Below are 13,452 nucleotides of genomic sequence, written 5' to 3' on the forward strand. Positions count from 1 at the left end.
TCACGCTCCTGCCACGAGGCTGCTGTTGACCAGGTCGAGGAACTGCCGGGGGGTCTTGCAGCGCTCGGCGTCGGGGGGCATCGGCGTACCGTGCCGGTTCTCCAGCTCGCCGACGATGCCGAGCAGCCCGAGCGAGTCGAGGCCGAAGGTGTCGAAGCCGGAGTCGCTGCGCTTGTCGAGCTCGGCGGGGTCGACGGTGACCCCGGCGGCCTTCTTCATGAGTTCGGCCAGTTCTTCCACGGTGATGCGGTCACTCATGGGATTCCTCTCCTTGGGTTGCGGAGTGCCCCGCTACGGGGCGTCCGGGGCGCCGCGCCGGAGCACGAGCGCCGAGTTCGACCCCATCAGTCCCCGGCTCAGGACCAGCGCGGTGCGCAGCTCGGCGGCGCGGGCGCGGGTGGTCACGAGGTCGAGGTCATGGCAGATGTCGAAGATGTTGGGAGTGGGCGGGATGACGCCGTACTCCATGGCCAGCACCGCGGCAGCGGCGTCCAGCACGGGCGCCGCGCAGTAACCGCGGCCGATGCCGGTCTTGGGGGCCGTGACGGGGACGCGCCTGCCGTGCCGGCCCAGGGCGTCGGCGATGGCGAGTGCCTCGGCGCGGTCGGCCTCGGGGACGCCGAGCGCGTCGGCGAAGACCACGTCGACCTCCTCGGGGGCGCAGCCGGCCTCCGCCAGGGCCCCTTCGATGGCCCGGGCGAGCCCTTCTCGGGAGGCCTCCCAGCAGGAGGCGCCGGTGAACGTCGCGGCGTGTCCCGCGACGACGGCGCGCACCGCGGCGCCCCGCTCGCGCGCGGTGTCCTCCGCCTCCACCACGAGCATCGCGCCGCCCTCGGCTGGTACGAAGCCGCAGGCCGCGGAGGTGAAGGGGCGGTAGGCCCGGTCGGGGTCCGGTTCGGTGCTCAGCTCCGGGTAGCCCAGCTGGCAGACCATCGAGTACGGGGCCAGGGGCGCCTCGGTCGAGCCGGCCACGATCACGTCGGTGCCGCGCCGCACGGCCCGCGCGGCGTGCGCGAGGGCGTCCAGGCCGCCGGCCTCGTCGGCTGCGACGACCGAGCAGGGCCCCTTGAAGCCGCGGCGGATGGAGATCTGGCCGGTGCTGGCGGCGTAGAACCAGGCGATGGACTGGTAGGGGCCGACGAACCGACTGCCCTTGCCCCACAGCTGCTGCAACTCGCGCTGGCCGAACTCGCCGCCGCCGGAGCCGGCGGCGGTGACCACGCCCACGGAGAAGGGCGCTCCGTCGGTGGCACTCTGTCCGAGCTGGGCGTCCTCCAGGGCGGAGTCGGCCGCGGCCATCGCGAAGTGCGTGAACCGGTCGGTCTGGACGAGGAAGCGCTCCTCGACCGCCGTCGCCGGTTCGAAGGCGCGCACCTCGCCGGCCACCCGCAGCGGCAGGTGGTCGCAGCCCTCGCGGGTGATCCGGCCGAGGACGTTGATGCCTTCCCGGGTGGCCTTCCAGAACGCGTCCGTGCTCAGTCCGTTGGGCGCGATCACGCCGATTCCGGTGACGGCGGCGCGCCGTGGGTTCGGTTGGCTCATCGTGTCCTCTAACCCTTCCGGTTCAGGACCACCGCGGACTGGAAGCCGCCGAACCCGCTGCCCACGGACAGCACGCCGTCCAGCTTGCGTTCGCGGGCGACGCGGGGGACGTAGTCCAGGTCGCACTCGGGGTCCGGCGTCTCGTAGTTCGCGGTCGGGGGTACGACCTGGTGGCGCATGGCCAGGACGCAGGCCACCAGCTCGATCGCCCCGATCGCGCCGAGGGAGTGCCCGACCATGGACTTGATGGAGCTCATGGGCGTGGCGTAGGCGTGGTGGCCCAGGGCCCGTTTGACGGCCGCGGTCTCGTGGCGGTCGTTCTGCCGGGTGCCCGAGCCGTGGGCGTTGACGTAGTCGATGGCCGAGCGGTCCATGCGGGCGTGGTCGAGGGCGTTCTCGATGGCCCGGGCCATTTCCAGGCCCTCACCGGTCAGCCCGGTCATGTGGTAGGCGTTTCCGAAGGTGGCGTACCCGCCGACTTCGCAGTACACCTGCGCGCCGCGGGCCCGGGCGTGTTCCAGCTCCTCCAGCACCAGGACCGCCCCGCCCTCGCCCATCACGAACCCGTCGCGGTCGTTGTCGAAGGGCCGGGAGGCGTGGGCCGGGTCGTCGTTGTTGGGCGACGTGGCCTTGATGGCGTCGAAGCAGGCCATGGTGATCGGCGAGATGGGGGAGTCCGACGCGCCAGCTACGCAGATGTCGGCCCGGCCCTCCTCGACCGTGTGGAAGGCGTACCCGACGGCGTCGAGTCCGGAGGTGCAGCCCGTGGAGACGGTCTGGACCGGGCCGCGGGCGCCGAAGCGCTCCGCGACCGTGGAGGCCAGGGTGCTGGGCGAGAACGCCCGGTGCAGGTGCGGCTGCGCCTGGCCCGGGTCGACGTCCCAGCGTTGGCCGCCGTGGCTGACCAGTACGTAGTCCTGTTCCAGGCGGGTGGTGCCGCCGACGGCGGTGCCGAGGGAGACCCCGACCCGCCAGGGGTCCTCCCTGGCGAGGTCGAGGCCCGCGTCGCGGACCGCTTCGTCACCGGCGGCCAGCGCGAACTGGATGTACCGGTCGGCGCGGGCGACCTGCTCGGCGTCCAGGCCGTGGGCGGCCGGGTCGAAGTCGCACTCGGCGGCGATCCGCGACCGCAGCCCGGCCGGGTCGAAGAAGGTGATGCCGCGCGTCGCGGTGCGCCCGGCGGCGAGCAGGTCCCAGAACGCCGGTACTCCGATGCCGCCGGGCGCGACTATGCCGAGGCCCGTGACGGCCACCCGCCGGGTCACGAGCGGACCTGGGAGAGGTCGGCCGGCGGGGCGCCGTCCACCACGGCCTCGGTGCCCTCGGTGTCGACGTGGCCGAGCGGCGGGGTGGGGGCCAGCGGACCCAGGTGGAAGACGATGCGGGCCTCGGTGTCGCCGATGTTGCGGAACCGGTGGCGCACGTTGATGGGGATCAGGAGCCCCTGCTCCGGCCGCAGCGCGTGCGCCACACCGTCCAGGTCCACCTCCAGCCGTCCGCAGACGACGTACACGAACTCCTCGGAATACGGGTGGTAGTGCTCGGCGATGCGGTCCCCGGGCTGCACCATGGCCACGCCCATGAAACCGCTGGTCGAGCCGACCGTGGCGGGGGTGAGCAGGGCGCGCAGGTCGCCGCCGCGCCGGCAGTTGGGCTCGACGTCGCCGAGTCCGACGATTCGGGGCTTGGAAGTGATCACGACGTTCCTCCGTTGTGTGCCGCGCCGGGCGGGTTTGGCCGCGGCCCGTGGTCCGGTCAGGCCTCAGGCGACCGGCGGTCAGTGATGAGTCGCATGCGCGCGAGCCCCAGCAGGCGCGCGTAGTCCTCGCTCCGCAGGGCGGACAGGTCCGCCCCGGCGGCGCCCTCGAAGAGCGTGGTCAGCTCGGCCGCCCCGGCCGGATCGGCCAGGCCCAGGCAGAGCGCGGGGTCGGCGTCGTCGAGGTCGCCGCGCACGTCGACCAGGCGCACCACGACCTCGTCACGCTGGAAGATCGTGCTGCGCAGCACCGGGCTGCGCGGGTCGTCGGCCGCCGCCTCGTCGTGCTGGGCGAGCAGCTCGGCCAGCCGCATGCCGCAGTCCGGGCGGGCCTCGTAGTACAGGGCGTGCCGCTCGGCCTCGGGGTGCTCGTGCCCGGCGGTGACGTGGTGCAGGGCGGGCAGGGCCGCGCGGGTGAAGAAGACGCGGGCCGACTCGGGGTCGTTGAGGTCCCGGTCCTGCTCCAGGTAGGGGTTGATGGCTTCCTCGACGGCCCGTACCTCGGGCTGCCGGGCGACGTGGCGCAGCGCCGCGAGCAGGTCGCCCTTGACCTCGACGGCGCGCACCACCCGGTTGCCGTACATGAACAGGGAGGTGCGGCACAGCCGGGTGGTGTCGTCGACCTGCGGATCGGGCGAGGCGTAGCCGGCGAGGATCTCGGCGACGGCCTCCTCGCTGCCCGGCTTGACGGTGAAGGTGAGGGCGTGGCGGACCACGCCGTCGCCGATGCGCGGGGAGGTCTGCAGGCGGCGCTGGTCGGGCTCGGTGTGGGCGGCCGGGCCGCCGGTCTCCCGTACGACGTGGAAGCGCAGCGACCTGGTGTCCCGGACGCAGCCGTGCAGCGGGGACACCATCCGTACGTGCTCTTCGCTGTTCACCCAGGCGAGGAAGGGCGGGGCGCTCTCCCATTCGCTGGTGATGAGCCATTGGGATGGATTTTCGATCGACTGGCACAGCTGGTCGCTGACGTGTCCCGGAACCGACGAGACCTGGGTGCAGAGTTGTTCGTAGGCCTCCAGGAACTGCTGTTGGGCGCCGTCGTACACATCCACCAGCAGGACGACACGGAGCCTGGAGCCGTCGAACACGGACTGGGAGACACGCTTCGGCATCTGTCGCTTCTGCGGTTCTGAAACACGTTCAGACGTGGTGGTCATCCTGCGCACATCTCCTTCGAGGGCAGAGGTGGACGCCGGCCGCGCGGTGTCGCGACGTCAGCGTGTCTCGATCCTGTGCCCGCCCAGGGAAGTGCGCGACCCGCATGAACCACGCGGGTGACGGGCCCGCGGACCCGCTGTCAAGAAGGCGCGGAACTTCCCGCGCCCCACCCCGAACGCCTGCCTCTGGAGGCATCGATGCAGCACGAAGTCGACCACCGGGTTCCGGTCCTCATCGTCGGCGGCTCCCTGGTGGGCCTGTCCACGTCCCTGTTCCTGGGGCGCCACGGGGTACGGCACACCCTGGTCGAGCGGCACGCGGGGACCTCGATCCACCCGCGCGGACGCGGCAACAACGTCCGGACCATGGAGCTGTTCCGGGTGGCCGGCGTCGAGCCGGACATCAAGACGGCGGCGTCGCTGCTGGCGGACAACCACGGCATCCTGCAGACCCCGACCCTCGTGGGTGATGCGGGCGAGTGGCTGTTCAAGGACATCGATCCCGGTGGCGGGCTGGCGAAGTTCAGCCCGACCTCCTGGTGCCTGTGCAGCCAGAACGACCTGGAGCCGGTGCTGCTCGACGGCGCCCGGGAGCAGGGCGGAGACCTGTGGTACTCGCACGAGCTGGTGTCGTTCGAGGAGGACGCCGAGGGCGTCACCGCCGTCGTGCGCGACCGGATCACCGAGCAGCGCCACACCGTCCGCGCGGACTACCTCGTCGCCGCGGACGGTCCGCGCAGCCCGGTCCGGGAGCGGCTGGGCATCGGGCAGAGCGGCCCCGGTGACCTCTTCCACAACGTGAGCATCACCTTCCGGTCGCGCCGGCTCGCCGACGTGGTGGGCGACCGGCGGTTCATCGTGTGCTACCTGACGTCCCCGGACGCCGACGGCGCGCTGCTGCCCGTCGACAACAAGGAGAACTGGGTCTTCCACGCGCCCTGGCACCCCGAGGACGGCGAGACCCTGGAGGAGTTCACCCACGAGCGGTGCCAGGAGCACATCCGGCGGGCCGTCGGAGTCGCCGACCTGGACGTGGAGGTGACCGGCAAGGCGTCGTGGCACGCGGCGGAGCGGGTCGCCGACCGGTACGGCGCCGGGCGGGTGTTCCTCGCCGGCGACTCCGCGCACGAGATGTCCCCGACGGGGGCGTTCGGCTCGAACACCGGCATCCAGGACGCCCACAACCTGGCCTGGAAGCTGGCCGCGGTGCTGGGCGGCTGGGCCGGGCCCGGGCTGCTGGAGACGTACGACGCGGAGCGGCGGCCGGTGGCGCTGGCGACCAGCGCCCGCGCCTCGGCGCGCTCGGTGGAGCACAGCCACCCCGGCTTCGCGCCGCCGCCGGGGATGGGCGGCGGCCGGCAGGGCGGCATCCTGAACGTCGTGCTGGCCTACCGCTACCCGCGGGGCGCGGTCGTCGGCGCCGACCCGGGGCAGGAGGTGGTGCCGGAGGGGGTACGGCTGACGGGACAGCCGGGCAGCCGGGCCCCGCACATGTGGCTGCGGCGCGGCGAGCGGCGGCTGTCCACGCTCGACCTCTACGAGCGTTCGATGGTGCTGCTCAGCGGTGCGGGCGACGCCGCGGGCTGGCATGCGGCCGCGCGCCGCATCGCGGACGCCGGCGGGGTGCGGCTGGAGGCCTACCGGATCGGTACGGGCCCCGCTGCCGATCTGGTGTACGACGGCGACGGCGCGCAGGACGGGGACGCACCCGCCGACTGGGCGCAGGTCCACGGCACCACGGCCGAAGGTGCGGTTCTGGTCCGCCCCGACGGGTTCGTGGCCTGGCGGGCCGAAGGCGCGGCGGCGGACCCGGAGGCGGCGCTGCGCCGGGCCCTGGCGGCGGTCCTGCGCACGGACTGAGCCTTCCCGGGGGTTGCGGGGCGCGTCGGTGTCGTTCGCCGGCCGCCCCACGCACCTACGCGTCCGCGGTCTCGCGGGAGTCGACATCGTCCATGAAGTCCAGCATCCGGGCGTTGACCAGTTGCGGGTGGTCGATCTGCGGTCCGTGCCCGGTCGCGGCGACGATCTCGGCGCGGGCGCCGGGGATCAGCCGCGGTACGCGTTCCAGCTGCCGCTTCGGGTGCACGAGCAGGCTGCGCTTGCCCATGACCAGGTAGAACGGCGTCCGGATGGAGCCCAGCTCGGCGTCGGACAGCGGCAGCGGGGCGGGGCGGCGGATCCGGAAGGCCCGGGCGCCCGCATGGATCCACTTCCGCAGCTCGGGGACGACGATCACCGGTTGCTCCAGCCAGGCGGCCAGGCGCGGACGGAGCGCTTTGGGGGCGAAGCTGGCGAAGAGGCTCACGAACACCCAGGCGAAGAAGCGCGCGCCCACCTTCTCCAGGCCGCCGGGGTCGAGGGCGGTCACCGAGGCGAGTCGTCCGGGCCGCAGGTGCGCCTGGTTGATGACGAGCCAGCCGCCGTAGGAGGAGCCGACGAGGTGGACCTTGTCGAGGCCGAGCGCGTCGAGGGCCTCGTCCATCCACTGGGCCGCGCGCTCGGGCTGCCACATGGGCTCGCGGTGGACGCTGCGGCCGGCGTCGCCGGGGGTGTCGAGTGCGTAGACGGGGCGTTCGGCGCTGAGCGCGGGGGTGTTGGGGTACCACATGGCGGAGCAGTAGCCCGCGCCGTGGATCAACACGACCGGCGTGCGGGATTCGGCGGCGGGGTCCGTGGGTCCGTACCGGTACACGTGGGTGGTCCCGAAGCTGGTCTCCACGTCCGTTTCGGAGCGCAGCGGCGCGCCCATCGCGTAGACGGCGTCGCAGGCGGCGAAGTACCGGTCGCGCAGCTCGTCGTTCACATAGCGGCCGACGTCGCGGCGCACTCGGGTCGTGTTCTCGGGCACGGGGCACCTCCGGTGGGATCCATTCTTCGTGATACGACCGTATCATGACGTTGATACGACGGTACCATGAAGACGGCCCGGGACAGCCGGACCGCGAACCCACCACCGGAAGGCGGAAGCACGGCACATGCCGAAGCACGTGGACCACGAGGAACGGCGCACCCAGATCGCCGAGGCCCTCATCCAGGTCGCCGGCCGGCGCGGACTGCACGCGGTCGGCATGCGGGACGTGGCCGCGGAGGCCGGAGTGTCACTCCGCCTCGTGCAGTACTACTTCCAGACCAAGGAGAAACTGCTCTTCTACGGGCTCCAGCACCTCACCGACCGCTTCACCGCCCGCGTGGGCGCCCGTCTCGCGGCCGCGGGCCCGGACCCGGGCCCGCGCGCAACGATCGAGGCACTGCTGCTGGCCTCCCTGCCGACCGACCAGGAGGGCCGGACCTTCCACCTCCTCTACACCTCGTACTCGATCCTGTCCGTGACCGACGAGGCGCTCGCCGCCCAGCCGTTCATCGACAATCCCGACGCCGCGGAGAACGCGCTGACCGGACTGCTCCTCCAGGCACAGGAGACCGGGCTGGCCGATGCCGGCATCGACGCGCGCACGGAGGCGATCAGCCTGCTGGCGATGACGGCGACCATGGGCACCAGCATCCTCGTGGGCCAGCGGACGCCGGAGTCGGCGATCGCGGTACTCCACCACCACCTCGACCGGATCTTCAACGGCGGCCGGCCCACACCACCCGTATGACCCGTGCCGGACGGGTGCCGCCGGGCCGGCCCCGGGGGTAGGGCCAGCCGCATGCCCGCCCGGGGGCCTGCCCCATCGCTCCCCCGGGCCGCACGGGGCCAGACTGTTCCCGTCCGTCACGGGCCCGGTACGTCACGGCCGGGGCCACCTGGGCCGAGTACCCGGCTACGCCAGCTGGGAATACCCGGACAGCACCGGAACCCGCACCGCGTCCGTCTTCGAGTCGAGCGTCTTCGACCTGGCCGACCCGAAGGCCGGGACCGCGGTCCAGACCCTCGTGACCACCGCGGTCTGCACCATGCTCGGCAAGCCCGTACCGGCCGCCGGGCCCGGGACCGGCTGACCGTCAGCCGCGTCCGGGCTCCGGGGCGACGGCGTGGGCCCCGCGGTCTCCGCGGTGTCGCCCCCGGCGTCGGTGGTCACACGGTGTCAGGGGCGACCGGGGCCCGGTCGGTGTCGCGGTGGACGGGGGTGCGCGGCGGGCCGGGGGCCGGGCGGGAGCCCGTGGTGAGGATGGCGAGGGCCAGGACGGCGGCGCCGCACCCGGCGGTGATCCACCAGGAGGCCGACCGTGCCCCGGAGGCGACCGCGGCGCCGGTGACCGCGATGCCGAGGGCGGAGCCGACCTGCCGGCTGGTCGCGGCGATCGCCGCGGCCACCCCGCCCTGGGCCCGGGGCAGGCCGGCGACCGCGGTGTAGGTGACGGGCGCGTTGACGAAGCCGAAGCCCAGCCCGAACAGGGCGTACGTCAGGGCGAGGAGGGCGGCGGACGGGTGCGCGGAGCTGGTGACCAGCGCCGCGAGCGCTCCGCTCGCGGCGATGCCCGTCCCGGCGAGCAGGAGCGGGACGCGTGGTCCGTGGGCGGCGACGATCCGCCCGGACAGGGGCGGGCACACCATGGACAGCACCGCCATGGGCAGCAGCCGCAGCCCGGCTTCGAGTGCGCTCAGGCCCAGTTCCTGTTGCAGGTAGAGGGTGTTGGCGAAGAGGAAACCGCCGAGTGCGGCGAACGCGCAGACCGCCGTCGCGGTGGCCCCGCTGAAGGACGCGCTGCGGAAGAGCCTGGGGTCGATCAGCGGCTCGGCGCGCCGGGTCTCGTACGGTACGAGCCAGGCCAGTGCGCCCACCGCGGCGCTCAGGCAGACCACGATGGGCGGCGCGGTCCAGCCCCGGGCGGGCGCTTCGATGACGGCGTACGTGAGCGTGCCGAGCAGTACGGTGACCAGCACTTGCCCGACCGGGTCGGCCCTGCGGGGGCGGGCCGCCCGGGACTCGGGCACGTAGAGCGTGGTCAGGACCAGCGCGGCCGACCCGATCGGCACGTTCACCCAGAACACCGACCGCCATCCGTACCCGTGCACGAGCAGGCCGCCCAGGACGGGCCCGGCGGCCATGCTGAGGCCGACGACGGCACCCCAGGCGCCGATGGCCCGGGCCCGCTGCCCGGGCCGGGGGAAGGTGTCGGTGAGGATGGCCATGGCGACGGGGGTGAGCATGGAGCCACCCGCCGCCTGCAGCATGCGGAACAGGACGAGCCAGCCGGTGGTCGGCGCCAGGCTGCACAGCGTCGACCCCGAGGTGAACAGCACCAGCCCGAGCCGGAAGACGCGCCGGCGCCCGAGGCGGTCGGCGGCGGATCCCGCCGACATGAGCAGCGCGGCCAGCACGGTCGTGTAGGCGTCGAGGGTCCACTGGAGGCCGGCGACGGAGGAGTGGAGATCCTGCCGGATGGCGGGCAGGGCGATGTTGAGGACGGTGGTGTCGAGGCTGACCAGCAGCACGCTCAGGCAGCAGATGGCCAGGACGAGTAACTGCCGCCCGCGGACGGGCTCGGTGGCGGCGGGGGTGCTCTCCACTCAGCGCCGGGCCCCGGTGAAGTCCGCTATGGCGGAGACGAGTTGGCGGGGGGTCTCGATCTGGGGCATGTGGCCGCTGTCTGGGAGCAGGCGGAACTCGGCGTCGGGGAAGGCCGCGGCGTAGGCCCGCCCGTAGTCGGCGTCGACGACCTGGTCGGCAGCGCCCCACAGGACGAGGGCCGGCACCGCCACGGCGGCCAGCCGTCCGCGCAGGGTCGGGTCGGCCATCAGGTGCGGGCCCGCGTACACCTCCAGGGCGGCGCGGTTGGCGGCCATGACGGTGCGGGCGGCCTCGGGGAGAGTGCTGGGGTCCACGGCGAACCTGGCGGGGTCGTGGAAGGCCAGCTCCGACAGTTCGGCTGGGGAGAGCGAGAAGGTGTCGGCGATGGGGTGGCCGGGGACGTCGATGCCGGCCGCGTTGACGAGGACGACGGCGCCGATCCGGTCGCTGCCGAGCAGGGCCATCTCGGCGGCGATCCAGCCGCCTATGGAGTTGCCTATGACGGTGACGTCCGTGAGGCCGAGCTCCTCCAGCAGCAGCGCGTAGCCCTCGGCCAGGGCGGTGACGTCGGTCAGCCAGTCGGGGCGGCGGGTGCCGCCGAACCCGGGGTGGACGGGGGTGATGACCCTGGCGCGCTGTTCCTCGGCGAGCAGTGCGGCGAAGGGCGCGACGGTCTGCGGGCCGCCGCCGCCGTGCAGCAGCAGGTAGGGGCGGCCCCGGCCCTGGTCGTCGACGGTGAGGTCGAGCGGGCCCGAGGGGTGCGGGACGGTGTGGCCGGTGCTGGTCATGGGGGTTCCTCCTGGACGGTACGCGGGGTGCGGGGACGTCATGCGAAGTCGGTTGCGGGGACGGTGGCGTAACGGCTCATCGCCTCGACGGTCGCTTCGGGGGTCAGCTGCCCGGCGCCGGCGATCATGTCCCGCAGGTCGCGGAAGTACTGCACGTAGAGGTCGGGCGTGAAGGTGTTGATCATCACCGCCGGCTCGTCGCCCGGGTTGGCGAAGGTGTGCGGGGCGCCGGGCGGGATCATCGCGAGGGTGCCCGGCGGGGCGACGTGGACCGTCTCGCCGATGGTGAAGTGAACGGTGCCGGAGACGACGTAAAAGCCCTCGTCGTGCGCGGCGTGCCGGTGCTGCGGGGGTCCTTCCGTGTGGGGGGCGAGGGTGATCTCGCCGATCCCGAGCCGGTGGCCGGTGGTGGTCCCGTCTTCGAGGATGCGCATCTGGGTGGGCCCGAGGCGGATCGTCTCGCCGCCGTCCGGGCCGACCACGGAAACCTCTGTCATCGTCGCTCCTTCGTGAGAGTTCGCTCTCACGAGAGTAAGAGAGAAGGCAGTTATTATGCAAGTACACACTCATAACGAGAGGGCAGTGATAGCGTAGACCTCCACATACACGCGGAAACGGGGGCGTACCGATGGCGACAGGAGCCGGGGCAGGCCGGAGCAACCAGAAGCAGCGCACACGGACGGCGATCATCCAGGCCGCCCGTGAACTCATCGGGACGGGCGCGGAGGTGACCATGCCCGCCATCGCCCGCGCCGCGCTGGTCTCCGAGGCCACCGCCTACCGCTACTTCCCGGACCTGCCCTCACTCATCGGCGAGTCCCTCGCCGGAGTCTGGCCCGCCCCTGCGGATGCGTTGCGGCCGGTCGCGCAGTCCTGCGACCCCGTCGAACGGGTCGCCTTCGCCTGCGAGTTCCTGCTGCGCGGCATCCTCGCCCGCCAAGGGGCCGTCCGCGCCATGATCGCGGCGACCGTCACCCGGCCCGAGACGGCCGCCACCCGGCCCGGTGTCCGCTTCGGCCTGATCGACCACGCGCTGATCCCGCTGCGGGACACGCTGGCGGTGACCGACCCGGAAGCGTTCGCTCAGCTCAAGCGGGGTCTCGCCGTCGCCGTGAGCGCGGAAGCCCTCTTCTGCCTCATGGACCTGTGCGGGCTCGGCCCCGACGAGGCCGTGGCCAGTGCCGTGCACACGGCGAGCGCGCTCACCAGGGCCGCTGTCCGCGAGGCGGCCCGGCGTTGAGGGCGCCGGGCCGGGCAGTACCCGGCCCGGCCCGGCGCGCCGTCAGCCGCGTACAACGACCTTGCCGCGGAGCCGGCCCCGCTCGCAGCGGGTGTGCGCGGCCGCGAGGTCGGCCAGGGAGTACACGCCGTCGACGCGGGTGCGGAATGCTCCCGAAGCCACCAGGGGAAGCACGGGGGCGAAGGGTTCGGCGGTCGGGGCGCGGCTGCCGGTGGACATCCGCAGCGCGAGAACTCCCCGGGCCGGTGCTCGATCACGCCTGCTCCGTCATCGGGATCCGCTCCCCCGAGATCTGGTAGGAGGTCTCGTCCACGTCGCAGTTGCGGTGGTAGAAGGGCTGGCGCTCGTCGTGCAACGTCTGCCGTTCGACGCACCCGCGCGTTCTCGTACCCGCCGCGCGGTACCGCGAACGGCAGGCGTAGGGGCTGCCGGGGGAAGTGCACCACCGTCAGCGGTGCGTGGTCACGCCGCGGCGTGACGGGCAGCCGGCTGGGGTGGGGTGGCGCGAGCAGCAAATGCTCGTCCCGTTCCAGGACGCGCTCCGGCTCGTCTGAGCTGATCAGGCTGAGCAGTTCGGCCGCGTTCGCGCGGATCAGCGAGGTGCTGGGCGTCTCGGACCGCACCCTGGCGCGGCGCTACGCCGGGATGCGCGTGAGCGGTCTGGTACGCGTGGTCGAAGTGGTCGACGCGGGCCGGCTCGGCGGCTCCGAGTGGACCGTCCGCGCGCACTGCACACCGGGAACGGCCACGGAGGTGGCCCTCGCCCTGGCCCGCCGTGCCGACACCCGCTGGGTGAACCTGCTCCCCGGCGGCATGGAGATCTGCCCGGGCCTGCGGTCCTGGTCACCCCGGGAACGCGACGAACTGCTCCTCGGCCGTCTCCAGCGCACCGCTCCGGTGCGGTCGGTGACCGCGCACAACGTCCCGTACGCATTCGGCGGCGGCACCCCGGGGCCGGAGGGAGCGGGGGCCCCGCGCCCCGGGCAGACCGCGCTCCTGCATCCGGAGCACCGGCACCCGGACGGCCGGGCCACCACCCTGGACCCCACGGACCGGCCGCTGCTGCGGCGCTCGCCCAGGACGGCCGCGCTCCCTACCCGGTGCTGGCCGACGCGACCGGCCGGTCCCCGTCGAGGGTCGGCCGCCGGATCGACGCGCTGCGTGCCGCCGGACTGCTGCGCTTCGACGTGGACGTCGAAACGGAACTCCTCGGGTACCGCGCGGAGTCCCGCCGGTGGGTGTCGGTGCCGCCCGCTCACCTCACCCGCACCGGCGCGGCGATCGCCGCCCACCCGGAGGTGGCGTTCTGCGCGGCCACCACCGGACGCACCAACCTGCTCGTATCGGCCGTGTGCCGCGACAGCACGGACCTCTACCGCTACCTCACCGCCCGCCTCGGGCGGCTCCCGCACATCCGGGACATCGAACGGCCCGGATCATCCGCACCATCGAACGCGCCGCACCCGCCCGGTGATCCGGACGGCCCCGGACCTGCGTTTGTCCCCGGGGCCCG

The 13,452-nt window shown here is 73.3% G+C and carries 14 protein-coding genes and 1 pseudogene; 4 read left to right on the forward strand and 11 right to left on the reverse strand.

The window, feature by feature from the left end; genetic code table 11:
- The 5 genes from ACZ4M3_RS17320 to ACZ4M3_RS17340 are packed head-to-tail and all read right to left on the reverse strand — an operon-like array spanning window position 1 to window position 4,455.
- A complete protein-coding gene (locus ACZ4M3_RS17320; RefSeq protein WP_467733408.1) occupies window positions 1-258 on the reverse strand; it encodes an acyl carrier protein in 258 nt (85 codons plus the stop codon).
- A gap of 33 nt (window positions 259-291) precedes the next feature.
- Window positions 292-1,542 (reverse strand): ketosynthase chain-length factor, encoded by a 1,251-nt coding sequence (locus ACZ4M3_RS17325; RefSeq protein WP_467733410.1) that lies wholly within the window; start codon window positions 1,540-1,542, stop codon window positions 292-294.
- 8 nt (window positions 1,543-1,550) lie between these two features.
- Window positions 1,551-2,807, reverse strand: coding sequence for a beta-ketoacyl-[acyl-carrier-protein] synthase family protein (locus ACZ4M3_RS17330; protein WP_467733412.1), 1,257 nt, complete (start codon window positions 2,805-2,807; stop codon window positions 1,551-1,553).
- On the reverse strand, window positions 2,804-3,241 hold the full coding sequence (locus ACZ4M3_RS17335; RefSeq protein ID WP_467733414.1) for a cupin domain-containing protein: 438 nt from the start codon (window positions 3,239-3,241) through the stop codon (window positions 2,804-2,806). Before ACZ4M3_RS17335 ends, ACZ4M3_RS17330 begins: the two co-directional genes overlap by 4 nt.
- A 56-nt stretch (window positions 3,242-3,297) precedes the next feature.
- Window positions 3,298-4,455, reverse strand: coding sequence for a SchA/CurD-like domain-containing protein (locus ACZ4M3_RS17340; protein WP_467733415.1), 1,158 nt, complete (start codon window positions 4,453-4,455; stop codon window positions 3,298-3,300).
- Window positions 4,456-4,653: 198 nt separating this feature from the next.
- On the opposite strand from ACZ4M3_RS17340, the gene ACZ4M3_RS17345 reads away from it, so the two are divergent.
- The gene (locus ACZ4M3_RS17345) at window positions 4,654-6,315 is read left to right on the forward strand and encodes an FAD-dependent oxidoreductase (RefSeq protein ID WP_467733417.1); all 1,662 of its coding nucleotides are present in this window, start codon (window positions 4,654-4,656) and stop codon (window positions 6,313-6,315) included.
- A 55-nt stretch (window positions 6,316-6,370) separates the two neighbouring features.
- Here the strand turns inward: ACZ4M3_RS17345 and ACZ4M3_RS17350 are convergent, their stop codons facing one another.
- Complete coding sequence (locus ACZ4M3_RS17350; protein WP_467733419.1) at window positions 6,371-7,303, reverse strand: alpha/beta fold hydrolase; 933 nt, start codon at window positions 7,301-7,303, stop codon at window positions 6,371-6,373.
- Window positions 7,304-7,430: 127 nt separating this feature from the next.
- Here ACZ4M3_RS17350 and ACZ4M3_RS17355 point away from each other — a divergent pair, with 127 nt between their 5' ends.
- The gene (locus tag ACZ4M3_RS17355) at window positions 7,431-8,054 is read left to right on the forward strand and encodes a TetR/AcrR family transcriptional regulator (protein ID WP_467733421.1); all 624 of its coding nucleotides are present in this window, start codon (window positions 7,431-7,433) and stop codon (window positions 8,052-8,054) included.
- A gap of 165 nt (window positions 8,055-8,219) precedes the next feature.
- On the opposite strand, the gene ACZ4M3_RS17360 is transcribed toward ACZ4M3_RS17355, so the two are convergent.
- The 4 genes from ACZ4M3_RS17360 to ACZ4M3_RS17375 form a co-directional block, all read right to left on the reverse strand.
- Window positions 8,220-8,354, reverse strand: coding sequence for a hypothetical protein (locus ACZ4M3_RS17360; protein ID WP_467733423.1), 135 nt, complete (start codon window positions 8,352-8,354; stop codon window positions 8,220-8,222).
- Window positions 8,355-8,473: 119 nt separating this feature from the next.
- Window positions 8,474-9,910 carry a DHA2 family efflux MFS transporter permease subunit gene (locus ACZ4M3_RS17365; protein WP_467733425.1) on the reverse strand — a complete coding sequence of 479 codons (1,437 nt, stop codon included), beginning with the start codon at window positions 9,908-9,910 and terminating at the stop codon, window positions 8,474-8,476.
- Entirely contained in the window at window positions 9,911-10,699 is a 789-nt protein-coding gene (locus ACZ4M3_RS17370; protein WP_467733427.1) for an alpha/beta fold hydrolase, read from the reverse strand.
- Window positions 10,700-10,737: 38 nt separating this feature from the next.
- Window positions 10,738-11,196, reverse strand: a complete 459-nt coding sequence (locus ACZ4M3_RS17375) for a cupin domain-containing protein (protein WP_467733429.1) — start codon at window positions 11,194-11,196, stop codon at window positions 10,738-10,740.
- Window positions 11,197-11,327: 131 nt separating this feature from the next.
- On the opposite strand from ACZ4M3_RS17375, the gene ACZ4M3_RS17380 reads away from it, so the two are divergent.
- Complete coding sequence (locus ACZ4M3_RS17380) at window positions 11,328-11,939, forward strand: TetR/AcrR family transcriptional regulator (protein ID WP_467733431.1); 612 nt, start codon at window positions 11,328-11,330, stop codon at window positions 11,937-11,939.
- A 42-nt stretch (window positions 11,940-11,981) separates the two neighbouring features.
- On the opposite strand, the gene ACZ4M3_RS17385 is transcribed toward ACZ4M3_RS17380, so the two are convergent.
- Entirely contained in the window at window positions 11,982-12,158 is a 177-nt protein-coding gene (locus tag ACZ4M3_RS17385; RefSeq protein WP_467733433.1) for a zinc-binding dehydrogenase, read from the reverse strand.
- A gap of 491 nt (window positions 12,159-12,649) precedes the next feature.
- Between ACZ4M3_RS17385 and ACZ4M3_RS17390 the strand changes: the two are divergent.
- Window positions 12,650-13,354: pseudogene (locus ACZ4M3_RS17390) on the forward strand (Lrp/AsnC family transcriptional regulator); the annotation flags it as partial.
- Window positions 13,355-13,452: the final 98 nt, after the last annotated feature.

This window comes from Streptomyces sp. NPDC026522 (assembly GCF_055567555.1).